The sequence below is a fragment of the Thermococcus aegaeus genome (assembly GCF_055393685.1).
In genome coordinates, this window is sequence record NZ_AP042464.1 from 1,727,089 (window position 1) to 1,749,026 (window position 21,938).

Consider the following 21,938-nt stretch of genomic DNA (forward strand, 5'->3'; position numbering starts at 1 on the left):
GTTGACAGCTCCTTCTAAATAGTCAAATCCTACAGGATTTTCCTCTTGAACAGCCGTTCTGAAGTGGGAACTCTCCTCCTTTGACACCCTTCGGGCGTCGGTTAAACTTAAACTCCAATCTAAAACGTGGATTACCAAAGGAGAAACTCAAAGATACACCCAAAACTTTTCATTGTAAAAATAAAAAGAAAAGCTCACTTTGGCATTTCCTTTATGTGTACGTCCATCTGTGGGAATGGTATTTCTATTCCCTCCTTCATGTAGGCATTGTATATGCCTTTAGTCAGGTCGCCCTTAACGGCCCAATAGTCCTCGGTTTTTGCCCATGCCCTCAGCTGGAGGTTTATTGACGAGTCAGCGAGCTCAGTTATGACGACGCTCGGCTCTGGGTCCTTGAGAACCTTCGGGTGGTTCTGCATGAGGTCCATGGCCACTTTAATGGCCTTATCAAGGTCGGTGCCGTAGGCCACTCCAACGTTTACGTCAACCCTCCTTGTCGGCATCCTCGTGTAGTTGGTTATCACGTTGCCCCAGACGAGCTTGTTGGGAACCGTTATGAAGACGTTATCTGGAGTCAGCAGCTCGGTGCTCATTATGCCAACGGCGTTGACTTTTCCGACTTTTCCGGCAACTTCAACGACTTCGCCAATGTCAATGGGCCTCAAAGCGGCTATCCAGACGCCGGCGGCGAGGTTGGTAAGTGTATCCTGCATTCCGAAGCCCAGGATTAAGCCTATCACCGCCGAGAGGCCTAGGACTATTGAACCGACCTCGATGCCGAGAGCCCTCACTGCGAGAAGTATCACTGCCACGTAGAGGAGCGCACTGAGGAACCTTGCGAGGAACTCAACTACGAGTTCTGGGAGCTTTGTCTTCTTCAGGCCCTTCTTGAATATCCTTACAACTATCTTTGCCATGATGTATCCAACCACCAGAACTACTAGGGCCGTTATAATTTGAATCGGTGTTATGCCCACATAGGGCAGAGGTTTGTCCAGCATTGCCATAATAACTCATCTCCAATAGTTTTCCGAGTATTTGCTATATAAAATGTTTGTTTATATAAAACTCTCTACCGAGAGCATTGGCACATTTAGAATAAACTCCTTTGCAATTCTACAAGAATGGTATTGAAAGATCCCTATATGCACACTTGTTTACGTGGGTCTCTTTTCCTCTTCCGGGAACTTCCATTTTTTACTTATCTTTGTTACCTGCTTTACAATTTCTCTCTCTTCTTTCCCTTTTTCAAGGAGCTTTTCTAGGAAGGAAATCAAGTCGTCATAAGTGGCTCTTTCAACCGGAAACGGCACCCTATCTTTTCCACCAACGGCATACGCGAACTTAAACGGATCTGGTGGATGCGTGACGGGATCTTTCCACGAGGGGTGGACGTCATAAACTAACTCAAGAACGAGAGATAGAGCCCTTAAAGTGCTGGGCCCAAGGCCTTTAATAAGTAAAAGCTCATCATAGTTGCTGACGCTTAGCTCTCTCGCTAGTTCCAGAGCCCTTTTGTTGAGCTCAAGCTTCCCAAGGCTTTCATACCTTCTCACTATAGATACTACTTCCCTTTTTTCGTAGGGTTTGTAAAACAGTAGAGCATAGCCCTTTGAGAGTGCTTCTAAGCTTTTGACTTCTCTCTCAATTCTTGCAGGGCTTTCGGAAATTACATCGAGAAGAGTTTTTTGGTACTCCCTGCTTTCCTTGGCAATTGTGTTTAATGCATAGTCCCTTTTTATCCCGCTTATCCCTTTGTGGGGCTCCAATGTGAAAGATTCAACTTTTTCGGAGAACCAGTGATACCTTCTCGCGAGCTTAACGCTTGGGTTCATCCCCTGCTGGATTATTGCCCATCTCCCCTCTTCGTCAATAAAGAAAACGTGATGATAGAGCTGATATCCTGTTTGTAGGGCAACTGTATCTACTTTGGCAACTAACTTTGACGTCTTTATATATTCATCGGGATTTAAATTGTAAACCTTGCTTATTTCCTTTAGCTCCTCGGGAGTTTGCCTGCTTTTTGCTCCTTTTCCGCCAGCGGCTTTTATTCCGAGTTCTTCCTTCGAAAGAACTTCCTTTATAATCCCAGCTGTTACAGTGGTTGAACCTGATGAATCCCAGTCCATGCCAATTAGGTTGTTAAGCGCTTGAAACCACACTGGGTCAGCTAATCTTTCAAGAACCCCTTGAGTGCCGTATTCATCTACAAGAATCTTTAAGACAAGCTCGGCTAACCTCTTCATCCTTAAGGCCAACCATCTCGGAACATGCCCACCATGCAAAGGAAGTTCTGCAATGCCTCTTCTCATCATCAATAATTTGGCTTCATTCATTAAAAGTTTTTGAGATAATTTAATAAACCAAAATGCGGAAAGCTCTCTCATGAGGGAGAAGCCGAAAACTTTGCCTCCAACGTTGCGGGACAAACATCGCTACATAGCTTTTCAGATAATTGGAGAGAGGGAATTCAAAAAGGAGGAGATAAAAAAAGCCATCTGGGAAGCCTCTCTTAGAACTCTGGGTGAACTTGGCACCGCAAGGGTAAAACCCTGGTTTATAAAATTTGATGAGAAAACCCAGACTGGAATTGTGAGATGCGATAGGAGGTATGTTGAAGAGCTCCGATTTGCTCTAACCCTGATTACTGAGATAAACGGCTCAAAAGCAATAATAAAAACGCTTGGGGTGTCTGGAACTATAAGGAGGCTTAAGCTAAAATTCTTGAGGGAATTTGGATGGAAATAAGGTAGAGAAAAATTTAATTATTAACCCGATAACTTACACATCGGAGGGTATATAAAGGGAATTGAGGAATTCCTAATATAGCCGATTACGATAACTTTAGAGGTGATGAAAAATGGCGTTTGTACCACCGCAAGCTGGATATGATAGGGCAATAACGGTTTTCAGCCCAGATGGAAGACTTTTCCAGGTGCAATATGCTAGGGAGGCAGTTAAGAGGGGAGCAACTGCCGTGGGAGTAAAGTGCAAAGATGGTGTCGTTCTGGCTGTAGAGAAGAGAGTAACGAGCAAACTTATAGAGCCGGAAAGTTATGAGAAGATTTTCCAAATTGACGACCACATAGCTGCAGCTTCAAGTGGAATAATAGCCGATGCAAGAGTTCTCGTGGATAGGGCACGTTTGGAAGCCCAAATTTATCGCTTAACCTATGGAGAACCCGTTCCGCTCACAGTTTTGGTGAAGAAAATCTGTGACCTAAAGCAGATGCATACACAATACGGTGGAGTTAGACCTTTTGGTGCAGCTCTTTTAATGGCGGGCGTAAATGAAAAGCCCGAATTATTTGAAACAGACCCAAGTGGAGCTTACTTTGAATGGAAGGCGGTTGCAATAGGAAGCGGAAGAAACACAGCAATGGCAATATTTGAGGAGAAGTACAAAGATGATATGACACTTGAGGAGGCCATAAAGCTTGCGGTGCTAGCTCTTGCAAAGACAATGGAAGAACCATCTCCAGAGAGCATTGAAGTGGCAGTAATCACAGTGAAGGAGAAGAGGTTCAAGAAAATCAGCAAGGAAGAGGTTGCCAAATGCCTCGAAGAGGCATTGAAAGAGGCGGAAGCTGAAGAGGTTCCGGAGAAGGAAGAGGACTACAGCGAGCTAGACAGCAACTACTGAGGTGATCAGCATGCCCATAAGCGTCGACAAAGCAGTGATTGCTCGATTGAAGACTCATGGAGAAGTTTTTGAAATACTAGTGGATCCGTATTTAGCCAGAGACTTCAAAGAGGGCAAAGAAGTTCCGATTGAAGAAATCCTTGCCACCCCTTATATTTTTAAAGACGCCCATAAGGGAGATAAGGCAAGTGAACATGAAATGCAGAAGATTTTTGGGACGAGCGATCCCTATGAAGTGGCAAAGATAATCCTCAAGAAGGGAGAAGTACAGCTGACAGCTCAGCAAAGAAGAGAAATGCTGGAAGAGAAGAAGAAGCAGATAGCAATGATAATCCATAGGCACGCTGTAGATCCGAGAACTGGCTACCCTCACCCCCCAGAGAGAATTTTGAAGGCAATGGAAGAAGTCGGGGTTAGGGTGGATATATTTAAAGATGCTGAAGCTCAGGTTCCAGATGTTATAAAAGCTTTAAGGGGAGCTCTGCCTCTTAAAATAGAAACAAAGGTCATAGCAGTGAAAATACCTTCTGAATATAGTGGAAAAGCCTACGGAGAAGTTAGAAAGTTCGGAAATATAAAGAGGGAAGAGTGGGCAAGCGATGGCTCTTGGATGTTTTTAATAGAGATTCCTGGAGGAGTTGAGGAAGAGTTTTATGAGAAATTAAACGCCCTCACAAAGGGTACTGCAATAACTAAACTTATAGAGAGGAAGGGACTATGAAGAAGATTTTTGTAAAAAATAGGGAATTAGTGGTTCCAGGAACGCTTTTGGCCCAGGGACCGTTCAAAAATGGAAGAGGGACTTTTAAAGAGGGAAACAGAATTTACTCAACGGTAGTTGGATTAGTCAGGATTTCAAACGATACGGTTTCAGTAGTTCCGCTAGAAGGTCCGTACATTCCGGAAGTGGGAGATAGCGTAATAGGGAAGATAGTTGACGTAAAGTTTTCAAACTGGGTGGTTGATATAGGTGCCCCCTATCAAGCCACGCTGAGAGTTCAGGATGCTGTTGAAGGGAAAATCGACATTTTAAAGACAGATTTGAGAAAAATATTCGATATAGGCGACATAATCTATGCAAAAGTAAAGGCGTTTAATGAAATCAATCAAATAGACCTGATAACAAAAGGAATGCCTTTCAATGGAGGACCTCTGAAGGGAGGACAGCTTGTAAAGATAACGCCTTCTAAAGTGCCCCGCCTTATAGGTAAGGGAGGCTCAATGATAAACATGATCAAGAACCTTACAAACACGAGGATAATAGTAGGACAGAACGGATGGGTATGGGTTAGTGGAAGAAACGAGGAGCTGGAAAAGCTGGCTATAGAGGCCATTCTAAAAGTAGACAGAGAAAGCCACACCCAAGGATTAACTGACAGAGTTAGGGAGATGCTGATTAAGAGATTACATGAGCTTAAAGAACAGGGGATTATTGAAGAAGTTCCCCAAACTGGAGAAGGTGAAGGGAAATGATGGGAAAGCCTGAAGGACTCAAGCTTATTGATGAGAACGGCAAGAGGCTTGATGGAAGAAAGAAGTATGAGCTGAGACCAATTAAAATGGAAGTTGGGGTTTTAAAAAGTGCGGATGGTTCTGCATACGTGGAATGGGGTAAGAATAAAATCTTAGCGGCAGTTTATGGCCCTAGAGAGATTCATCCAAAGCACCTTCAGAAGCCTGACAGAGCAATTTTGAGAGTTAGGTACAACATGGCACCATTCAGCGTTGAAGAGAGGAAAAAACCCGGACCGGATAGGAGAAGCGTAGAAATAAGCAAGGTTATTAGAGGAGCCCTTGAACCAGCTGTTATTCTTGAACTATTCCCAAGGACATCCATAGATGTGTTTATAGAGGTGCTTCAAGCAGATGCGGGTACAAGGGTAGCTGGGATTACTGCGGCTTCTCTTGCTTTGGCAGATGCCGGAATTCCTATGAGAGACCTAGTTGCAGCATGTGCCGCTGGAAAGATAGATGGAGAGATTGTTCTTGACCTAAACAAAGAAGAGGACAACTATGGAGAGGCAGATGTTCCAGTGGCCATAATGCCCATTAAGAACGACATAACCCTGCTTCAGATGGATGGATACCTCACCAAAGAAGAATTCCTTGAAGCAGTAAGGCTTGCAATAAAAGGGGCTAAAGCAGTGTATCAAAAACAGAGAGAGGCGCTGAAGGAGAAGTATCTCAAAATAGCGGAAGAGGTAGGTGAGTAAAATGGAAGTAATGGCATCAATAATGAGGGATCATATCCTCAATCTTTTGAGGGAAGGTAAAAGAATCGATGGAAGAGGGCCGGAAGAGTTGAGGCCTCTAACCATAGAAACAAACGTGATAGAAAAGGCTGAGGGATCTGCACTTGTAAAACTCGGTAATACTCAGGTTCTTGTTGGGATAAAAGTTGACTTTGGAGAGCCGTTCCCAGATTTGCCGGAAATGGGTGTCATGACAACTAACGTTGAATTCGTTCCTTTAGCGTCTCCCACCTTTGAACCAGGACCGCCGGACGAGAGGGCGATAGAACTAGCTAGGGTTGTGGACAGAGGAATAAGGGAAAGTCAGGCTGTGGATCTGAGTAAGCTTGTAATAGTACCCGGAAAGCTTGTAAGGGTGATTTTCATAGACGTGCACGTTTTGGATCATGATGGAAACCTCTTGGATGCTTCTGGAATCGGTGCAATTGCTGCTTTACTGAGTACAAAAATACCAAAAGTTGAGTACGATGAGGAAACTGGAGAAGTAAAGCTTCTGGACGAATATGAACCCTTACCCGTAACAAAAGTCCCAATTCCAGTGAGCTTTGCTAAAATAGGCAACACCTTGATAGTAGATCCAAACTTTGAAGAGGAGCAGGTAATGGATGGCAAACTTACAATAACAACCGATGAAAACGGATACATCTCAGCTGTGCAGAAAAGCGAAGGAGGAAGTTTCAAACTTGAAGAAGTTGTTTATGCCGTGGATTTGGCGTATAAAAAAGCTGAAGAGATAAGAAAAGTGGTTCTTGAAAGCATAAAGAAAGAGTGACCTTTTTGTTTTTCTTCTTTTTTAAACTCATTAGCAAAAGTTTATAAAGGGAGTAGCTTCACTATTTGCTGGCTTAATTTGAAGGAAAAGGCTTTTAAATGGCTTCCTAAAATTCATCTCAGTCATAATCATTAGAGGTGATGATCATGCCAAGAACAAAGAAAGTTGGATCCGCTGGAAGATTTGGGCCAAGATATGGTCTTAAGATAAGGAGAAGAGTCGCTGCAGTAGAAGAAAAGATGAGACAAAAGCATACTTGCCCGGTATGTGGAAGAAAAGCTGTCAAGAGAATAAGCACCGGAATATGGCAGTGCCAAAAGTGTGGTGCAACCTTTGCAGGAGGCGCTTACTTGCCTGCAACCCCGGCTGGAAGGATTGCTAAGAGGGGTGTAACAACTCAATAAACCCCTTAAAACATTTTTTTGGTGATCGTTATGGTAGAGGCACTGTATAAATGTGCAAAATGTGGAAAAGAGTTTAAAATGGATCTTGCTATTGCGAGAGAAATTCGCTGTCCATACTGCGGAGCGAAGATAATCTACAAGCCTAGGCCTAAAGTTGCCAGAAGGATTAAGGCAATTTGAGCCCTATCTCTTCTCTGATACTGTTAGGATAACTGGGGCATCACCTCCTGAAGCCATTCAGTAACATCACCAGGCGGATCACCAAAACTAGAATGAATTCTGACAAAATTATACCAGAAGGCAAACAGAAAAACAAACCTATGAACCCTCCTCCAGTCTTTACCCCTGAAATTATTCCAGAAACGCTTCGTCCTCTCCTTCAACGTCCTAAACCAGCGCTCAACACTGTTCCTCGGCCCGAAAGTCACATGCAGATAACCCAACCTCAAACTCTTAAAAGCAGACTTATACCAGCTCGCCCTGTCAACCAGAAAGACAGGCTGCCCTTCACACGACTTTAAAACAACCAGAATGAAATCCCTGGCAACCCACCAGTTTCTAACAGTCGTAATCCAGACTGCTAAAACTTCCTTGCTCTCAACGTCAATTGCAGCCCAGAGGTATCTTTTCTTCCCGTTGATTTTTATTACTGTTTCGTCAACTGCGATGAAGTTTCGCTGTTTTTTGACTGCGAGGATTTTTGGCTTGTAAACTGCTTCTGCGAGTTTTTGGACTGCCTCCCAGACTGTTACGTGACTGATTTTGAGTATTCTGGCGGTTTGCCGGTAACTGAGGCCTCGCAGGTATAATTCTACTCCCCTGATTTTCTTTTCTGGTGGGATTTTGTTGCGACGAAAGGGTTTTAAGGCTGAAACCACCCAGTAAATAATGGTTTCAGACTTCATGTTCCCCCTTCTTTTTCTAAAGTACTGCCAGTAACTTAAACCTGACACCCCACAGCTTATCCTAACAGTATCCTCTTCTCTATTGAAAAGATTTATAACCCCTTTCTGTCAAATCCCCAAGTGATCAGAGATGATGCTGATAACAACATCCCACAGACCCACAAGGAGGACTAGAAGCTTCGGACACGACCTAGAGAGGGTTTTTCCTAACTCGACTTATTTAACTAGGGGAAAGAAGACCATTCAAGACCTTCTTATGGAGGCTTATGACAGAGGTTACGAAAGGCTTCTGATAATCAATGTTTGGAAGGGAAACCCGCTCAAGATGACGTTTATAAAGGTTTCTCCAGAGGATTGGGGGTATATGGGTTATCTTTACCTCCATGGCATCAAGCTTCAGAGGGAAATGGGGTTTAGAAACCTTCGCCCGATCAGGGAGGAAATGCCCTTTATAGTTACAACTGCCAAAAGGGTTGGGCTTGATCACATCGTTTTTGGTCAGGTTTTTGCGGAGCTTACCAATGGGAAATTCGTCCCAAGAGGAGAAAAGAGCCTGCAGTACATAGCAGATAAATACAACACAGACGTTTTGGGTGTAATTGAACGCCATCCAAGGGGAATGGCCGTAAACTTCTACCGCCTTGATATCTCACGAGAAAAACCGGTGGGGCCTTTGATAAGTGTTAAAATATGGATAATGGAAGACGGAAGAAGATGGGACTATAAAGAAAAGCTCGGCATCAAAAGGGATGAGAAATGATAAGAGGGACAATCGAGATTGAACTCCCTAATAATGAGATAGCAAGAGTTGTTTATGAGAGTGTTCTTTTTGAGCATAAAACGGTCCCCTACCGGAGGAGCAAGATGAACTTTTCTCTAAAGGAAAACAAAGTTGTAATGGAATTTACTGCGAAGGATAACTCTGCCTTAAGGGGAACCCTAAATTCTTATCTTCGATGGATTAAAGTTGCACTCGATGTGGTCGAGCTTTAGTTAACTATTTAAATCTTCTCTGAGAGTATAGCCTCGGACTAAAAGGAGGTGTTATCATGCAGAACATTCCACCTCAGGTGCAGGCTTTATTGGGACAGCTCGAGAGCTATCAACAGCAACTCCAGCTTGTAATCCAGCAGAAGCAGAGAATTCAAGTAGAGCTTAACGATGCTAAAAAAGCCCTTGAGGAGATTGAAAAAGTTGAAGAAGAGACCCCTATATACAAGACAGTTGGCACCCTGATAGTCAGGGCAACGAAGGCAAAGGCATTAGAGGAGCTTAAAGAGAAAGTAGAAACTCTAGAGGTTCGTCTAAGGGCATTAGAGAGGCAGGAACAGAAGCTCAATGAAAAAATTAAAGAGCTCACACAACAAATACAGAGCTCTCTGAGAGGAGTCGCTGGGTGAGTTCTTTTTTCAACATTTTATGAGGGGTGTAGATGAAGAGGGTGTTTCACATAGGACTTCCAGAACTCAGTGAAGAAGAACTAATATCCCTTGGCGAATTAGCCCAAGAGCAGGTCATAGAATACATCTTTGAGCATTTAACAAGAAGTGAAGTGAAAGACATAGAAGTGACAACGAGGATAAACCGTGAGGATACATTGGACTTGGAGATAGAGGTTTATCTTGAGGTGCCAATATTCGTGAGGGTGGATGTGGAAAAGCTGATTGATGAAGCACTTGAGAAGGCTTATGAAAAAGTTGAAAAAAGGTTGAGAAAAATTGCGGGGCAAAATAAAGCTCAAGAACTTTCTGAATAACGCAAAGGAGAGAGATTATTCTTTTTTGTTGCTGTGCCATCATAACGCCGACCCGGACTCTTTGGGTAGCGCTATAGCTTTCTCTAGGTACCTTACAAGTCTAGGCTTAAAAAACCGAATAGGTGTTGCCCAAAGCGTCTCATCTTATGCAAAACGCCTTCTCAACTTCGCTCAGGTAGAAAAGAATCCAGCCGTTTTAGAGGACGTGGTTATAATTTTTGATACTTCATCCCTTGAACAGCTGGAGCCTGTTAAAGTTCCGGATGATAAGTATGTAATCATTATCGATCATCACATCGAAAAGGAGAACCCGATAAGGGCTGACATAAAAATCGTTGACTCCTCAAGGACTTCCACTGCAGAGATTGTGTGGGAGCTTTTGGAGTACTTTGACTTCTACGATGAAGTTTCTGCAAAGGTTCTTTTAGCAGGAATAGTCACAGACACTGCCAATTTTAGATACGCAAACTCGAAAACCTTCAAAACGGTGTCTAAAATCTTGGAGAGGTTTGATATCCAGATGGGGGAGATATACAATTTAGTTGCTCCAGTGAGTGATGAGAACATAGACCAGGCAAAGAGAATGGCCATATTAAAGGCCTGCCAGAGAATGGAAATCAAAAAAGTCGGCAATTACATAATAGCTATTTCAAAGGTTTCTGCCTATGAATCTTTAGCCTGTAAGATTTTCCTTCAGCTTGGGGCTGATGTTGCGATTGTTGGGAGCGATAAGAAGGGGGTTAGGATTTCTGCAAGGGCAAAAGAAAACCTTGTCAAGAAGGGTCTTCATTTAGGAAAGCTCATGGAGAAAGTTGGCCCAATTATAGATGGTTCTGGCGGAGGTCACTCTGGAGCGGCAGGTGCTAACGGAAAGAGAAATCTTGAGGAAGCCGTTAAGTTTTTAGTGAAAGAAATCGAAATGTTTCTAAAGAAGTTGGGGTGATTTAATGTCCAGATGCCCCATATGCGGGAAAACCATTAAATGGGAGGATTTAATAGAACAGATGCTCATCCTCGATAACTTTCAGGAGCTGCTTAAAGATAAGGGTGCATTCTTATCGGCTTTGGAGGATTTTACCTTCAAATGCCCCGAATGTGGCGAGGAATTTTATGGGAGAAATCTGAATCTTAGGGAGGCTGAAAAAGTTTTTGAACTTATAAATGAGTTTAGTGGCTCGATAGACTACAGCAACAACAAGGTTAGGCTTAAGCTTACTAATCTTCTGGCGTTGGATTTAATGCTTGAAGAATGGGATAAGAGAGTTAAAGGCGCCCGGTGATATTTATGATGGAAGATATTTCCGACCTTCTCCAGAGAGGAAATTTTTCAAGTGCACTGGAACTTGCCCTTCGGATTGAGGATCCCTTTTCAAGGCTTGAAGCCCTTTCATACATATATCAATACGTAGAGGAAAGTGAGTACAGGGAAGCTGTGCTGGGGAGAATGCTCGAGATCGTTGACTCATTTGAGGGACTTTTAGAAAAAGCTAGGGCATTGGCATTAATTGGATACACTCTTACTGTCACTGGGGACAAAAAGGGCGAGTACTTCTTTAAAAAGGCCCATCAAGCTATTAAGGCAATTGACTACTCTCTTTGGAAAGCCGAGGGTTACGGCTATCTTGCATATTATATGGCACTTGCAGGAAAGTATGATGATGCCTTTTATTATTACAATATAGCATACGAAACTGCTCAAAAATCTCCTGAGCCCTATTCAAAAGTCCTGTCATTTCTGTACCGATTAGCCCAGCAGATTCTGGAAAGCGCTGAGAAGATACATTCCCCTGAAGCTAAGGAATTCTACGAACTTGCCGCAGAGATTTATGAAGACATAAAGAGGCACTTAAGTGCACAGGAGCTGAAGAAAAAGGCATCTTTAATAGAAATGGCGCTTGAAAAGGGCAGTAGACTTGTTTCTGAGTTCCTCGAGAGGAGAGATGTTGATAACGCGGTGTTTGTTATCAAATACCTACCAGATGAAGAAAAAGTCTTGGCGCTCTTGGAAATAGCTTACTGGCTCTTCCTCCATGACAAAAAGGGTCTTGCAAAGAGTATTGTTGAAGATGCATTTAGGATGGCTGCAGAAAGAAAAATAAAGCCAAACGACGAAAAGCTTGAGGAAATTGCATTAAAGTTCTTAAAAATAGGTCGGATTGAGGAAGCTTTGACGGTAGGGGCAATTATCTCTGACGATAGAATAGCGTCCAGAGTTTTTGAAAAAATTGCTTTAACTTATGCAAAGAGGGGTGAAAAGCTCAAGGCAATTACGGTTGCGGAGGCGATTTCCGACGAAAATATTAAGAGAGATGTTTTAAAAGCGATCGAGGGTGAGGAAAATGTGGGACACGAGTAAGGATTATCGGTTGCTGGTTGCTGAAAAGGCAGTTGAGCTGTTTTTGAAAACCATTGAAGGGGCTAAATTCAAGGGAAAGTGGGACAAAAAGAGGGCAGTAAAATTGGCAAAAGAAATGATTCCCGAACTCCAGGCGTTGCGCTACTCATATCTAGAGCCGCAGGAGTTAATTGATACTCCCCAGATGAAAGAACTAAAGGAAAAAGCCTTGGGAATAATTGAAGCCTTAGGTGGTGAAGACTGGTACATCAAGTTTCTCGAGCTGGCTGATAGAAATGAGAGGGAGAAGGTTGAAGAGAGCATCGCAAAGGTTCGCTTTTTCCTAAACACAATTCTTAACCTTGATAAGAGGCTGGCACTTGGTAAGATAAACGATCCCGTCATTGCCGTAGACATAAAGGTCGGGGAAGTCATGAGCGCTGGTAAGCATCCAAATGCAGATAAGCTTCTCGTATGCAATGTCAACATAGGGGATAGGGCGGTTACTGTGGTCACAAACGATTTAACCGTGAAGGAAGGTCACAGAGTTGCTGTGGCACTTTTACCCCCCGCAAACTTCAGAGGAATAACAAGCGAAGGAATGTTCTTGGGAGCGGGAGAAGGAGTTTTAAAGGATGTAAAGGGTGAGATTGGCGGCTTACCAAAAGGAATCCCGTTAGAGGCTCTCAAGGAAACAAGAAACTTAGTTGAGGCGTTTTTGAAAGATTGAGGTTGGTTTTTGCTTTTTTAAACTTTATTGATTCTATGTTGGCCCGGTAACATTAGACAATTGGACATTTTGTATTAGTGGATTTTATATAATCCATTATCAATCGAAGAATTTTTGGTTAATCTTTACAATTTTTGACCAAAACTTTATTAAGATCAAAAGTGAAATATGAAAAATTAAAGCTGGTCTATGTCTATCTCGCTTTTCTTTTCTGCGAGAGAAGCTGAGCTACGGTAAAGGTAATGTGGTGATAAGATGAAGAAGGAAGTCTGGTTTATTATTCTTATGGGGCTGATGCTTCTTCAATTATCGCAGATATTAGCAGAAGTAGACTTTGACAGGTATTTCCCCACAAACAGCGAGTTTGAAGGTATGAATCTCTATAACGTAAAGATGTACGATAGCCACAACTTCAAGAATCTCAGAGTGTATAAATCCTATTCTGGAAAGTACAATGCTCCGGATACTCCTCCTGTAGCAGTAAAAATAACTATTACGAGGTTTACACAAGGGCCAACAATTAACAGCGTAATTAAATCTTACAGCGGAGAGGGATACCAGTGCTCTGCTGTTAACGAAAGAACCCTTGAATGTATAAAAGTTGAAAAAGACAATTCCGCAGAGTGGAATCCCAATGTCTATCAGTATCACTCTTATTATAGGGGCGAAAGGGTCATAGGAGAAGTTGAAGTGTGTGCGGATGATCCTTCAATGTTCTGTTCTGAAACGGGTGCTATAAGTGTTGAGGTTTTTGTTACCACTAAGTATAACATAACAAATCCTCTCCCGCCTCTTGGAAGGAGCGTCATGAATCTAGTCTCTTCGAAGATTTCAGGGGAATATAAGGGGACAGCCCCTCAAATTCAAATCCTTTCACCAAGAGATGGTGAGACTTTATATTTCGAATCCGGAAAGCCTTTGACATTTACCATTAAAGTAGCAGTCAAGGATGACGATTTGACATATGCGGGGGCACACTATGAGAGCGGAACACCGAAAACTATTATGATAGGTGGGGAACTTGAACCAAAGCTCGGTTCAAGCGGAGGAACAGGTTCTCAAGTTATAACCCTCCAACCGGATGAGATTGCAGAGGGGGAGGGAAAGATAAAAGCTTACGCCCGAGATTCTACCGGGAATGAAGTCGAAAAAACTATAACCGTCTACCTTCTGAAGAAACCTATCTCCACGAGCTCTGCAGTCCCATCCACTAGTTCTACCACCCCTAGCGTTTCTTCCACTACAAGCACACCACCATCAAGCAGAGCTCCAATAGAGGGGAAACAGGAAGCTGGAGACCCATCGAAGTTCAATAATCCCTTCAGAGGGATAAGAGTGGAAGGGATGCTCAGCAAAGAGGCAAATGTCCGGATGGAGATAACCCTCGACAAGCTCAAGGGGATAGGGAGTACTGAGGGCCTTGAAACTGTTGAAGTAAAAACTCCTTACGGAAAGGACGTCAAGGTTCTCCAGAAAGACGAGAAAGTTGAAGCAAAAAAGGGTTCTTCCCTCTGGTTTAAGCTCAAATACTACACTGGCAAGGCCCTCGACAAGGTCATCGACTCCGCAACGGGGGCCCTCGACAGCCTGGTAGAGAAAGTCATGCCATCCCCGGTCGGCCTCTTTAAGGACTACGTCAAGGCCTACAAGGACAGCCAGCTCTTCAAGGGAGATGAGGCAACTAAAAAGACCATGCAGGATCTGCACGTGAGCAAGGAAGGGGCTGAAAGCTACAATGAGATGAGCGGAATTGAAGATAGACAGCTCGCATCGTCGCCCTACAAGAACCTCGCCCCATCGAATCCGCTGACCAAGCCATTCGAGTTCACTTTTGGTGCACTGGAAAAGGGGTTCAAGCGACACCTAGCAAACAACTACAAGTGGGAGTTTGAAAAAACGGCAAAGACGGCAATGTACTACAAAAAAGCCGGCATGAAATACGAAGATATTGTTGCCCTGACGATAAGGGACGTTGAAGAGGAGACGAGCTTTTCCCGCCAGGTTCAGACGATGAATGCCCAGTCCAAGGGGAAGTACCAGAGTCAGAGGGAGAGGCTGAAGTTCTACCTCAAAAAGCTCCGTGAGGAGGGTAAGATATGAAGGGAAAAGTCATTTTTCTATTGATCATCCTGATAGGGGGTTATCTCTACATAAGCGGCTACATAAAGATTCCAGATAACCTAGGCCCCGATAACAATCCATATTCCCATGGTAATTCTCAAAGTACTCCAAATCTTGCTGGGGACTTGAGGGATGCTGTAATTGCTATGGGCGCTTCAGATGCTTATGTCTTCCTCTCAAGTGAAAGAACGCTCGTCCAGTTCGAGGCTTCAGCCGTGGACGAGGCCCTTATGGGCATGGCCTATGAGGTGGCAAAGAAGGCCTACGAAACTAACCCTACAAATGAAGTCAGGGTGGAGGCGTATTACCTTGGCGAGCCCATTTTGGGGCTCACCGTGAACAATGGTGACTTTGATAACCCTGAATTCGAGGACATAAGGAGACCTGAATTCAAGGTGGAGTCGGATCTATGGCTCTTCGATGTTCTCGTCCACAACGTCACGGTTATCAATGATACCGCCAGCGTTATCCTTGAGTACCTTGCCGACGAGGAGGGTTTCTGGAAAGACTACTTCGCAATGGCCTTTTTAGTTCTTGAAGATGTTCCATGGGTTAAGGAGATCTCTATAACCTATCTCACTGACAACGGGAGTTTAACGATTTCCACCTCAAGCGACGACCTTTTGAGGCTCCATTCAGGGGAAATCATAGCAGAAGAGCTTCCCGGCATAGTCCACATAAGCGTTGGAAATATCGGGGAGAGTAGTGAATCCACATGTGCTCCAAACAAGGAAGAAGCATATAGACTCTTCGTCCAGGCCTACAACAACGTCACCTCCCTCCAATCCTCGGGAGCTAGCAACGAAGAAATTCAGGAAGCCTACGCTAAATACCAGAAGGCTAGAGCCTGCTACGAGTCTTTTCTAACCACTACAACTTCCGTGAGTTCCAATGGAGAAATGGGAGAAATTAAAAGCGTGACTCTCGATACTGAGGGGGGTATGGGAGTAAAGTTTTCCACGGGTGAGCTAAGGAGCTCTGACCAATCTTTGACGTGGAATGACATTGACATTATGCTCGAACCGTGGTGCGTCGAGTATCCTGCTTTACTCGGTCACTACATAGAGCTCGGTGAGGGGAGCCTCGATAACTTAGACCCTAGCACGGTGCCGACCTCCGGTTATCCAACGGAGGAAGTGAGCGGCGAGATAAAAGCGGGCCATGTCTATGTGAACCTCAACTCCGATGGAAGCCTAACCGCATTCGAGCTCGTCTCCCACGAGAAAACTGGAGACTGCTCCCACAGAATAACAATAAAGTATACAAACCTTGGAGGGGGCTGAAACGGGACCTTTAACCGGATTTCATGTTTTTGGCCCACTGATAGGGCTTTTTCTTCTTTTGGGAATTTTAGCCCTTCTCATGTGGACTGGCTGGCGTATAATAAAGTGGTTGGTAAAAACGTAGAGTTTTGGAGTAGGTGGTGAAAATGGGGCTTTTCAAGAAACTTGTTGTAGGGTTTTTCATTCTGCTCGTGCTTGGGATAATTGGAGCATTCGGCATGCAGTACTACTACGAGACCTTCTACGAGAAGGTTCCCGTGGAAGTGAAGAGCGATACTGTGAGTGGAGAGGTCTTTTACCTTTCACACACCCTTGAGCCTGGCACGTATAAGATCGAGGCAGGGGGAACGGGCATCGTCAAGGCCATCAAGATACTAGATCCTGACACTAAGGAAATCATTTCAACTTATGAGGATAGCACTAAACTAATCTACGGCTCAGCAAAGCCATTTGTAGTAAGAATTGATTATGCACCGCCGAATCCCGGCGAGAGTTACACTGCTACAGTTGGTATATATCTATTGGTAAAAGAGTGAGGTGAGAAAATGAAGAAAGTTTACATGCTCTCGGCTCTGCTGCTCGTGCTAGTAATGCTTGCGAGCGGTTGTGAAAGTCCGGAGGTGAATGTTGAGGCAGAAAAAACGCTTACCTTGAACGGGATAACCGTGCACTATTCAGGTGATGTTAGTGCCTCAGAAGCAAAGGCACTTATAAATTTCATAAAGGACACTCTAAATCCCGATGAGATGAGCGCCTATGTGAAAAAGGATAACGGTTATACTGTAGGGTTGGTGACTACTTATACCTCCCCTGAAGAGATAGAAGATTTGCTCAAATTTTATCTCCCCATGATAGCCTCGGAGATGTCACAAGAGGTCTTTGGAGGCTCCCATGTAACGCTTCAACTCCTTGATGAGGAGAAAAACGTTCTCTTTTCCACGGAGAGCAAGTATCACTACGTCACATCTAACAGGATATACGTGTGGTACTCTGGAGTAGGCGAGGACAAAGCAAACACAGTCTTAAATTACGCGCTTTCTCTTGTGGGAGAAGGACCTTGGGACATCATCCTTGAAAAAAGCGGTGACACATATCATGTAAGGGCAATGAGCGGCTTCACAAGCAGGGAAGAAATAAGTTCTGTAGAGGGTGAATACAAGAAAATGCTCTCTGATCTTGAGAAAGAACTCAACGGAAATGTAGTTCTTCACGTTCTTGATTCAGAGGGAAATGAGATAGCAGTTTTTAACGGCTAATGTGCTTTTGGTTTATTTTTCTTTTCTTCTAAGCTTTTGTAGAGATTGAACATTTGGAAGGTCTTGGAAGTAACGTCCAAAAACCTATAAACCTCAAACCAGAAAATAATAATGGTGCTGAGGATGGTGAGTTCCCATTTCAAAAGTCTTCTTCTTGAGCTTGGTATCAGTAGGGAGCGTATTGAGATACTGGAAAGTAAAGGGGGCATAGTGGAGGATGAGTTCGAGGGAATAAGGTACCTTAGGTTTAAGGATTCTGCCGGAAGCTTAAGAAGGGGGACTGTCGTTTTTGATTCTCACAACATCATACTTGGCTTTCCCCACATAAAGAGGGTAGTTCATCTGGAAAATGGAATAAAGAGGGTATTCAAGAGAAAGCCCTTCTACGTGGAAGAAAAGGTCGATGGGTACAATATAAGGGTTGCTCAAATTGAGGGAAGGGTTTTTGCCTTTACTAGGGGTGGTTTCATATGTCCATTCACTACGGAGCGAATCGAGGATTTTGTTAATATGGAGTTTTTTAAGGATTATCCGAATTTGGTTCTCTGTGGAGAAATGGCAGGACCAGAAAGCCCGTATCTTGTCGAGGGGCCCCCTTATGTAAAAGAAGACATAGAGTTCTTTCTTTTTGACATTCAAGAAAAGAAAACTGGAAGGTCTCTTACTGTGGAAGAGAGGCTTAAAATAGCGGATGAATACGGAATTCCAAGTGTTGAGGTGTTTGGAATATACGACATATCAAAAATTGATGAGCTTAGGGACCTTATAGAACGATTAAGCAGGGAGAGGAGAGAAGGAATAGTCATGAAAAGCCCTGATATGAGGAAAATCGTAAAGTACGTCACCCCTTATGCTAATGTTAATGACATTAAAATCGGGGCGAGGATATTCTTCGATCTACCGCATGGATACTTTATGCAGAGAATAAAACGACTTGCTTTTTACTTGGCCGAAAAGAGAGTACAGGACGAGGAATTCGAAAGATATGCGAGTGCTTTAGGAAGAGCCCTTCTGGAACCCTTTGTGGAAAGCATATGGGACGTTAGCGCTGGAGAAGAAATAGCAGAAGTTTTTACTGTGAGAGTAAAGCACATAGAAACGGCCTATAAGATGGTATCCCACTTTGAACGTCTGGGATTAAAGATCCACATAGAGGACATAGAAGAAATGCCCCAAGGCTACTGGAGGATTACATTTAAGAGAGTTTACCCAGATGCTACAAGGGAAATTAGAGAGCTTTGGAGCGGACATCCTTTTGTTGATTAGCCTAAAGTTTTTATATTTTTGCCATTAAATCGAAAACAGAGGTGAAAAGATGGATTGGAAGCGAGGTGCATATCCGGAGTTTAAAATTGAGGATGTTGTTGCCGTGCTTTTCTTATTAAAAACTCCCAAAGGACGAAAACAGATTTCTGAAGAGCTGAATCTTGGAGAGGGGACTGTTAGAACGCTTTTAAAGAAGCTTTCCTCAATTGGGCTTGTTGAATCTCAGCAAAAGGGACATTCACTGAGTGAGAAGGGTGTTAAAATCATCCAGGAAATTTCAAAGCTGTTATCAGAACCCTTGGAGGTAACTCCCCTCGAAGGTTTTGTGACATATGCACTCGTCGTGAGAAACCCTCCGGAGTTTAAGAGTATAGAACTTAGAGACGAGGCAATTCGTTTTTTCGCTAAGGGCGCCATGATTTTAACAGTACAGAACGGTGAGATAGTTTTTCCAGAGGATGGAAGGCCTCTAAGGGAAACCCTCCCTGAACTATCCAAGGATCTTAAAAAGCTCCCTATTGAGGATGGTGATCTTGTAATTGTTACGTGGGCTGAGAACAAAGCGGACGCTTTGAAAAGTTTAATTCATGTAGCATTGAGCTTAAAAGGAGAATTATTGCCAGAGGAAATCAAAAAACTTATTGAGTGAGGTGCTCTGGAATGAAAATAAAGCACCCATTGAGCAAAAAAGAAGTTAAGAAGATAATGGAAGAGATGGCTAAAATCTTCGGAGAAGAAGTAGCCGAAAAGTTAATATCAAAAAATGACCAAGTTTTGGTGGGTGAATTTGATAAAACTACCCAGATTTTGTTTGTTAACGGAAAGCCTCGCTTTATACGGAGGGAGAAGCTTATATTTCCACTGGTGATAACTCTGTACGAGATTTCCGACAAGGAAGATTTAAGAAAATGGAAGCGTAGGGTTGTTGTCGATCAGGGTGCTGTTCCATACATATTGAACGGTGCCGATGTGATGGCTCCGGGTATAGTTGACGCAGATGAGGGAATAAAAGAGGGCGATTTTGTGTTTGTAGTGGAGGAGGAATACGGTAGGCCGTTGGCAATTGGGATCGCATTGATGGATGGAAAAACTATGAAGGAGAAAACGAAGGGGAAGGCTGTGAAAGTGATACACCACGCAAAAGATAAAATTTGGGAGTTGACTGCGGTATGAGTGAAAAGAAAAAGATAAGAGTTGTTGTTGGAGGTGTTTTTGATATTCTCCATGTGGGGCATATCCACTTTCTGAAAAAAGCGAAAGAGCTGGGAGATGAGCTTATAGTAATAGTAGCTCACGATGAAACGGTAAAAGAAAGAAAAGGCAGACCACCGATAAACTCTATGTACGAAAGGGCTGAGCTTTTAAAGGCGCTCAAGATGGTGGATGGAGTTGTAATTGGGGAACCTGATCACATAAGCTTCGAACTTGTTAAAAAGCTTAAGCCAGATGTTATTGCCTTGGGTCCAGATCAAAACTTCGACCTGTGTGCCCTAAAAGAAGAGCTCAGAAAACATGGTATTGAAGCGGAGGTTATTAGAATACCTTATGCATATAAAACAGACGTGGCCAAAACAAGCAAAATAATTCAAAAAATAGTAGAAATATTTTGCGAATGATTTTAGCAGCTTCTGATTTTAACCCTTTGATGATTATAAAGAGGTAAAAGATTTAACTTAAGTCGTAATCTACGGCTCCCCTCACAATCCTCTCAATTTCGGGGTTAACAATTACATTGGCCTTTTTCTTTCCTGAAACCTCATCGAATAGGTTTTCAATCTCTGAGTCCTTGTTTATTTTTCTGGTTATTGGATTTGAAATTATCACGTTATCCTCTGTTGTTAATGCGTTAACGTCGCTGCTGAGGATATGAGGAGACCTTACTCCGGTCATTATTACCATAGCCCTAACAACCTTTCCAAGCTCTTTGTCTATTCTTGCTCCCCATTTTATCTCTGACTTTGCTCCAAGCTTTTCATATACAATCTGCATCGCATCGTTTATCTCTCCGAGGCTGACGTCTGGGCCGACTGTAAAGTGTACTAGGGCAGCTTCCCCACTTCCAAACTCCACTTCAAGCATTTTGTTGCTCAAGGCGTTATTTACGGCATCAACAGCTCTCTTGTTTGAATCACTCTCGCCTATTCCAATTAAAGCAGCACCACCGTTTTTCATGACGCTGTATACGTCTGCAAAGTCTATATTTACCATGGAGGGAAGCATTATTGTTTCTGTTATACCCTTAACCATCCTCGCTATTATCTCATCGGCAAATCTAAATGCGGCTGAAATTGGGAGTTTTGGCACCAATTCAAGAAGTTTGTCGTTCTCTATTATCACAACAGTGTCTGAATACTTCAGAAGAGCTTGTATGCCCGCTTTTGCTTTTTCAATTCTTCTCGTCCCCTCGTTTTTGAAGGGATATGTCACAACGCTCACAACAAGTGGCTCTTGAATCCTTCCAGAATTCCTTGCTTCTTCTTTTATTACCCTAGCAACAACAGGTGCCGCTCCTGTTCCCGTTCCATTACCCATACCGGCAGTTATGAACACGAGGTCAACATCTCTAACTGCATCCGCTATTTCGTCTCTACTGGCCTCTGCAGCTAAATATCCAATTCTTGGATTTCCACCGGAGCCCTTTCCGTGAGTAATGTTCTTTCCAAGAAGGATTCTCTTATGGGCCTTGGTTCTTGAAAGATGCTGTGCATCGGTGTTCATGGCTATTAACTCTGCTCCTTCAACTCCTAGTTCATACAGTCTTGTTATTGTATTATTTCCGGAACCGCCAACACCTATGATTGCTATCTTAATGAAAGATTTAGAAGTTTCCAGATCACTGAGGGCTTCTTGTGTTTTGCTACCGTTGTTATCAACATCCAAATCAATACCAGCTTGTTCTAGCAGTTTGAACACCATCTTAATTCCCCCCAATATTCTTATTCAACCACGTACTCTGGAAGTTCCTTTTCTTCTGCCTCTGTTGTGTACAATTCCTTCTTTATAAGTTCCCTGATAGCTTCCCGAATTGCTTCACTCCTGTTGGGATACACCCCTCTTTTGACTAAGACATCGAGAGCATTTATGAGTCCCTGTGGCAGCTGGACACTAATGATTCTCATCTTTGCCATTCTGCCCACCATTACATGAGTGCATCTAACGTATATCTAGTTTTAATTAGTTAAATACTTTTTGCTTCTGTGTTAATATTGTCATAT

The 21,938-nt window shown here is 43.2% G+C and carries 29 protein-coding genes; 24 read left to right on the plus strand and 5 right to left on the minus strand.

All coding sequences use genetic code 11. From position 1 onward, the window contains the following. Positions 1–194: 194 nt before the first annotated feature. Together ACZ5NL_RS09400 and ACZ5NL_RS09405 are read right to left on the minus strand one after the other, a co-directional pair. Entirely contained in the window at positions 195–1,007 is an 813-nt protein-coding gene (locus ACZ5NL_RS09400) for a mechanosensitive ion channel family protein (RefSeq protein ID WP_464842031.1), read from the minus strand. A 150-nt stretch (positions 1,008–1,157) separates the two neighbouring features. Next, the gene (locus ACZ5NL_RS09405; RefSeq protein WP_464842033.1) at positions 1,158–2,315 is read right to left on the minus strand and encodes a DUF763 domain-containing protein; all 1,158 of its coding nucleotides are present in this window, start codon (positions 2,313–2,315) and stop codon (positions 1,158–1,160) included. 70 nt (positions 2,316–2,385) lie between these two features. On the opposite strand from ACZ5NL_RS09405, the gene ACZ5NL_RS09410 reads away from it, so the two are divergent. From ACZ5NL_RS09410 to ACZ5NL_RS09445, 8 genes are all read left to right on the plus strand, one after another. Further along, the gene (locus ACZ5NL_RS09410) at positions 2,386–2,748 is read left to right on the plus strand and encodes a ribonuclease P protein component 2 (protein ID WP_464842034.1); all 363 of its coding nucleotides are present in this window, start codon (positions 2,386–2,388) and stop codon (positions 2,746–2,748) included. Positions 2,749–2,860: 112 nt separating this feature from the next. After that, positions 2,861–3,643, plus strand: coding sequence for an archaeal proteasome endopeptidase complex subunit alpha (psmA, locus tag ACZ5NL_RS09415; protein WP_464842036.1), 783 nt, complete (start codon positions 2,861–2,863; stop codon positions 3,641–3,643). 10 nt (positions 3,644–3,653) lie between these two features. Continuing rightward, positions 3,654–4,364 carry a ribosome assembly factor SBDS gene (locus ACZ5NL_RS09420; RefSeq protein ID WP_464842038.1) on the plus strand — a complete coding sequence of 237 codons (711 nt, stop codon included), beginning with the start codon at positions 3,654–3,656 and terminating at the stop codon, positions 4,362–4,364. Beyond that, entirely contained in the window at positions 4,361–5,116 is a 756-nt protein-coding gene (gene rrp4 / locus ACZ5NL_RS09425; protein WP_464842040.1) for an exosome complex RNA-binding protein Rrp4, read from the plus strand. The genes ACZ5NL_RS09420 and rrp4 overlap by 4 nt, the downstream gene beginning before the upstream one ends. Further along, positions 5,113–5,856 (plus strand): exosome complex exonuclease Rrp41, encoded by a 744-nt coding sequence (gene rrp41 / locus ACZ5NL_RS09430; RefSeq protein ID WP_464842042.1) that lies wholly within the window; start codon positions 5,113–5,115, stop codon positions 5,854–5,856. The genes rrp4 and rrp41 overlap by 4 nt, the downstream gene beginning before the upstream one ends. Position 5,857: 1 nt before the next feature. Beyond that, a complete protein-coding gene (gene rrp42, locus ACZ5NL_RS09435; protein ID WP_464842044.1) occupies positions 5,858–6,667 on the plus strand; it encodes an exosome complex protein Rrp42 in 810 nt (269 codons plus the stop codon). 146 nt (positions 6,668–6,813) lie between these two features. Continuing rightward, positions 6,814–7,071 carry a 50S ribosomal protein L37ae gene (locus ACZ5NL_RS09440; RefSeq protein ID WP_004066570.1) on the plus strand — a complete coding sequence of 86 codons (258 nt, stop codon included), beginning with the start codon at positions 6,814–6,816 and terminating at the stop codon, positions 7,069–7,071. A 30-nt stretch (positions 7,072–7,101) separates the two neighbouring features. Then, entirely contained in the window at positions 7,102–7,251 is a 150-nt protein-coding gene (locus ACZ5NL_RS09445) for a DNA-directed RNA polymerase subunit P (RefSeq protein ID WP_464842046.1), read from the plus strand. Between the two features lie 23 nt (positions 7,252–7,274). On the opposite strand, the gene ACZ5NL_RS09450 is transcribed toward ACZ5NL_RS09445, so the two are convergent. Then, on the minus strand, positions 7,275–7,976 hold the full coding sequence (locus ACZ5NL_RS09450) for an IS6-like element ISPfu1 family transposase (RefSeq protein ID WP_011011522.1): 702 nt from the start codon (positions 7,974–7,976) through the stop codon (positions 7,275–7,277). Between the two features lie 130 nt (positions 7,977–8,106). Between ACZ5NL_RS09450 and ACZ5NL_RS09455 the strand changes: the two genes are divergently transcribed. The 16 genes from ACZ5NL_RS09455 to ACZ5NL_RS09530 all read left to right on the plus strand — a co-directional run bounded on the left by ACZ5NL_RS09455 (position 8,107) and on the right by ACZ5NL_RS09530 (position 20,339). Beyond that, positions 8,107–8,736: a ribosomal biogenesis protein gene (locus ACZ5NL_RS09455; protein ID WP_464842048.1), complete on the plus strand. Its 630-nt coding sequence runs from the start codon at positions 8,107–8,109 to the stop codon at positions 8,734–8,736. Next, positions 8,733–8,969, plus strand: coding sequence for a KEOPS complex subunit Pcc1 (gene pcc1, locus ACZ5NL_RS09460; RefSeq protein WP_464842050.1), 237 nt, complete (start codon positions 8,733–8,735; stop codon positions 8,967–8,969). Before ACZ5NL_RS09455 ends, pcc1 begins: the two co-directional genes overlap by 4 nt. Positions 8,970–9,025: 56 nt before the next feature. Continuing rightward, positions 9,026–9,376 (plus strand): prefoldin subunit beta, encoded by a 351-nt coding sequence (locus ACZ5NL_RS09465; protein WP_464842052.1) that lies wholly within the window; start codon positions 9,026–9,028, stop codon positions 9,374–9,376. A 32-nt stretch (positions 9,377–9,408) separates the two neighbouring features. Beyond that, a complete protein-coding gene (locus tag ACZ5NL_RS09470) occupies positions 9,409–9,732 on the plus strand; it encodes a DUF3194 domain-containing protein (protein WP_464842054.1) in 324 nt (107 codons plus the stop codon). Beyond that, positions 9,695–10,675 carry a DHH family phosphoesterase gene (locus ACZ5NL_RS09475; RefSeq protein WP_004066550.1) on the plus strand — a complete coding sequence of 327 codons (981 nt, stop codon included), beginning with the start codon at positions 9,695–9,697 and terminating at the stop codon, positions 10,673–10,675. The genes ACZ5NL_RS09470 and ACZ5NL_RS09475 overlap by 38 nt, the downstream gene beginning before the upstream one ends. A gap of 4 nt (positions 10,676–10,679) precedes the next feature. Next, positions 10,680–11,012 (plus strand): hypothetical protein, encoded by a 333-nt coding sequence (locus tag ACZ5NL_RS09480; RefSeq protein ID WP_004066549.1) that lies wholly within the window; start codon positions 10,680–10,682, stop codon positions 11,010–11,012. A gap of 5 nt (positions 11,013–11,017) precedes the next feature. Continuing rightward, the gene (locus ACZ5NL_RS09485) at positions 11,018–12,088 is read left to right on the plus strand and encodes a hypothetical protein (protein ID WP_464842056.1); all 1,071 of its coding nucleotides are present in this window, start codon (positions 11,018–11,020) and stop codon (positions 12,086–12,088) included. Then, complete coding sequence (locus tag ACZ5NL_RS09490) at positions 12,072–12,797, plus strand: tRNA-binding protein (protein WP_464842058.1); 726 nt, start codon at positions 12,072–12,074, stop codon at positions 12,795–12,797. The genes ACZ5NL_RS09485 and ACZ5NL_RS09490 overlap by 17 nt, the downstream gene beginning before the upstream one ends. A gap of 255 nt (positions 12,798–13,052) precedes the next feature. Next, complete coding sequence (locus ACZ5NL_RS09495) at positions 13,053–14,897, plus strand: hypothetical protein (protein ID WP_464842060.1); 1,845 nt, start codon at positions 13,053–13,055, stop codon at positions 14,895–14,897. After that, a complete protein-coding gene (locus ACZ5NL_RS09500; RefSeq protein ID WP_464842061.1) occupies positions 14,894–16,201 on the plus strand; it encodes a hypothetical protein in 1,308 nt (435 codons plus the stop codon). Before ACZ5NL_RS09495 ends, ACZ5NL_RS09500 begins: the two co-directional genes overlap by 4 nt. Positions 16,202–16,347: 146 nt before the next feature. After that, complete coding sequence (locus ACZ5NL_RS09505) at positions 16,348–16,737, plus strand: hypothetical protein (protein ID WP_464842062.1); 390 nt, start codon at positions 16,348–16,350, stop codon at positions 16,735–16,737. 9 nt (positions 16,738–16,746) lie between these two features. Next, positions 16,747–17,457: a hypothetical protein gene (locus ACZ5NL_RS09510; protein ID WP_464842064.1), complete on the plus strand. Its 711-nt coding sequence runs from the start codon at positions 16,747–16,749 to the stop codon at positions 17,455–17,457. A 123-nt stretch (positions 17,458–17,580) separates the two neighbouring features. Next, the gene (locus ACZ5NL_RS09515; RefSeq protein ID WP_464843465.1) at positions 17,581–18,723 is read left to right on the plus strand and encodes an RNA ligase; all 1,143 of its coding nucleotides are present in this window, start codon (positions 17,581–17,583) and stop codon (positions 18,721–18,723) included. A 49-nt stretch (positions 18,724–18,772) separates the two neighbouring features. Further along, positions 18,773–19,372, plus strand: coding sequence for a DUF4443 domain-containing protein (locus ACZ5NL_RS09520; RefSeq protein ID WP_464842066.1), 600 nt, complete (start codon positions 18,773–18,775; stop codon positions 19,370–19,372). 11 nt (positions 19,373–19,383) lie between these two features. Then, positions 19,384–19,896 carry an RNA-binding protein gene (locus tag ACZ5NL_RS09525; protein WP_464842068.1) on the plus strand — a complete coding sequence of 171 codons (513 nt, stop codon included), beginning with the start codon at positions 19,384–19,386 and terminating at the stop codon, positions 19,894–19,896. Continuing rightward, the gene (locus ACZ5NL_RS09530; protein ID WP_464842069.1) at positions 19,893–20,339 is read left to right on the plus strand and encodes an FAD synthase family protein; all 447 of its coding nucleotides are present in this window, start codon (positions 19,893–19,895) and stop codon (positions 20,337–20,339) included. Before ACZ5NL_RS09525 ends, ACZ5NL_RS09530 begins: the two co-directional genes overlap by 4 nt. A gap of 52 nt (positions 20,340–20,391) precedes the next feature. On the opposite strand, the gene ftsZ is transcribed toward ACZ5NL_RS09530, so the two are convergent. After that, a complete protein-coding gene (ftsZ, locus tag ACZ5NL_RS09535) occupies positions 20,392–21,639 on the minus strand; it encodes a cell division protein FtsZ (protein ID WP_464842071.1) in 1,248 nt (415 codons plus the stop codon). Positions 21,640–21,659: 20 nt separating this feature from the next. Next, on the minus strand, positions 21,660–21,851 hold the full coding sequence (locus ACZ5NL_RS09540; RefSeq protein ID WP_253305303.1) for a ribbon-helix-helix domain-containing protein: 192 nt from the start codon (positions 21,849–21,851) through the stop codon (positions 21,660–21,662). Between the last annotated feature and the right edge of the window lie 87 nt (positions 21,852–21,938).

Coding starts and splice junctions, on each gene's coding strand:
- ACZ5NL_RS09450 (WP_011011522.1), bottom strand. CDS start 7,976: ATGAAGTCTGAAACCATTATTTACTGGGTGGTTTCAGCCTTAAAACCC.
- ACZ5NL_RS09495 (WP_464842060.1), top strand. CDS start 13,053: ATGAAGAAGGAAGTCTGGTTTATTATTCTTATGGGGCTGATGCTTCTT.
- rrp41 (WP_464842042.1), top strand. CDS start 5,113: ATGATGGGAAAGCCTGAAGGACTCAAGCTTATTGATGAGAACGGCAAG.
- ACZ5NL_RS09455 (WP_464842048.1), top strand. CDS start 8,107: ATGATGCTGATAACAACATCCCACAGACCCACAAGGAGGACTAGAAGC.
- psmA (WP_464842036.1), top strand. CDS start 2,861: ATGGCGTTTGTACCACCGCAAGCTGGATATGATAGGGCAATAACGGTT.
- ACZ5NL_RS09480 (WP_004066549.1), top strand. CDS start 10,680: ATGTCCAGATGCCCCATATGCGGGAAAACCATTAAATGGGAGGATTTA.
- ACZ5NL_RS09540 (WP_253305303.1), bottom strand. CDS start 21,851: ATGGCAAAGATGAGAATCATTAGTGTCCAGCTGCCACAGGGACTCATA.
- rrp4 (WP_464842040.1), top strand. CDS start 4,361: ATGAAGAAGATTTTTGTAAAAAATAGGGAATTAGTGGTTCCAGGAACG.
- ACZ5NL_RS09440 (WP_004066570.1), top strand. CDS start 6,814: ATGCCAAGAACAAAGAAAGTTGGATCCGCTGGAAGATTTGGGCCAAGA.
- pcc1 (WP_464842050.1), top strand. CDS start 8,733: ATGATAAGAGGGACAATCGAGATTGAACTCCCTAATAATGAGATAGCA.
- ACZ5NL_RS09405 (WP_464842033.1), bottom strand. CDS start 2,315: ATGATGAGAAGAGGCATTGCAGAACTTCCTTTGCATGGTGGGCATGTT.
- ACZ5NL_RS09485 (WP_464842056.1), top strand. CDS start 11,018: ATGATGGAAGATATTTCCGACCTTCTCCAGAGAGGAAATTTTTCAAGT.
- ACZ5NL_RS09515 (WP_464843465.1), top strand. CDS start 17,581: ATGGTGAGTTCCCATTTCAAAAGTCTTCTTCTTGAGCTTGGTATCAGT.
- ACZ5NL_RS09525 (WP_464842068.1), top strand. CDS start 19,384: ATGAAAATAAAGCACCCATTGAGCAAAAAAGAAGTTAAGAAGATAATG.
- ACZ5NL_RS09400 (WP_464842031.1), bottom strand. CDS start 1,007: ATGGCAATGCTGGACAAACCTCTGCCCTATGTGGGCATAACACCGATT.
- ACZ5NL_RS09420 (WP_464842038.1), top strand. CDS start 3,654: ATGCCCATAAGCGTCGACAAAGCAGTGATTGCTCGATTGAAGACTCAT.
- ftsZ (WP_464842071.1), bottom strand. CDS start 21,639: ATGGTGTTCAAACTGCTAGAACAAGCTGGTATTGATTTGGATGTTGAT.
- ACZ5NL_RS09410 (WP_464842034.1), top strand. CDS start 2,386: ATGAGGGAGAAGCCGAAAACTTTGCCTCCAACGTTGCGGGACAAACAT.
- ACZ5NL_RS09470 (WP_464842054.1), top strand. CDS start 9,409: ATGAAGAGGGTGTTTCACATAGGACTTCCAGAACTCAGTGAAGAAGAA.
- ACZ5NL_RS09530 (WP_464842069.1), top strand. CDS start 19,893: ATGAGTGAAAAGAAAAAGATAAGAGTTGTTGTTGGAGGTGTTTTTGAT.
- ACZ5NL_RS09490 (WP_464842058.1), top strand. CDS start 12,072: ATGTGGGACACGAGTAAGGATTATCGGTTGCTGGTTGCTGAAAAGGCA.
- ACZ5NL_RS09465 (WP_464842052.1), top strand. CDS start 9,026: ATGCAGAACATTCCACCTCAGGTGCAGGCTTTATTGGGACAGCTCGAG.
- ACZ5NL_RS09510 (WP_464842064.1), top strand. CDS start 16,747: ATGAAGAAAGTTTACATGCTCTCGGCTCTGCTGCTCGTGCTAGTAATG.
- ACZ5NL_RS09500 (WP_464842061.1), top strand. CDS start 14,894: ATGAAGGGAAAAGTCATTTTTCTATTGATCATCCTGATAGGGGGTTAT.
- rrp42 (WP_464842044.1), top strand. CDS start 5,858: ATGGAAGTAATGGCATCAATAATGAGGGATCATATCCTCAATCTTTTG.
- ACZ5NL_RS09520 (WP_464842066.1), top strand. CDS start 18,773: ATGGATTGGAAGCGAGGTGCATATCCGGAGTTTAAAATTGAGGATGTT.
- ACZ5NL_RS09505 (WP_464842062.1), top strand. CDS start 16,348: ATGGGGCTTTTCAAGAAACTTGTTGTAGGGTTTTTCATTCTGCTCGTG.
- ACZ5NL_RS09445 (WP_464842046.1), top strand. CDS start 7,102: ATGGTAGAGGCACTGTATAAATGTGCAAAATGTGGAAAAGAGTTTAAA.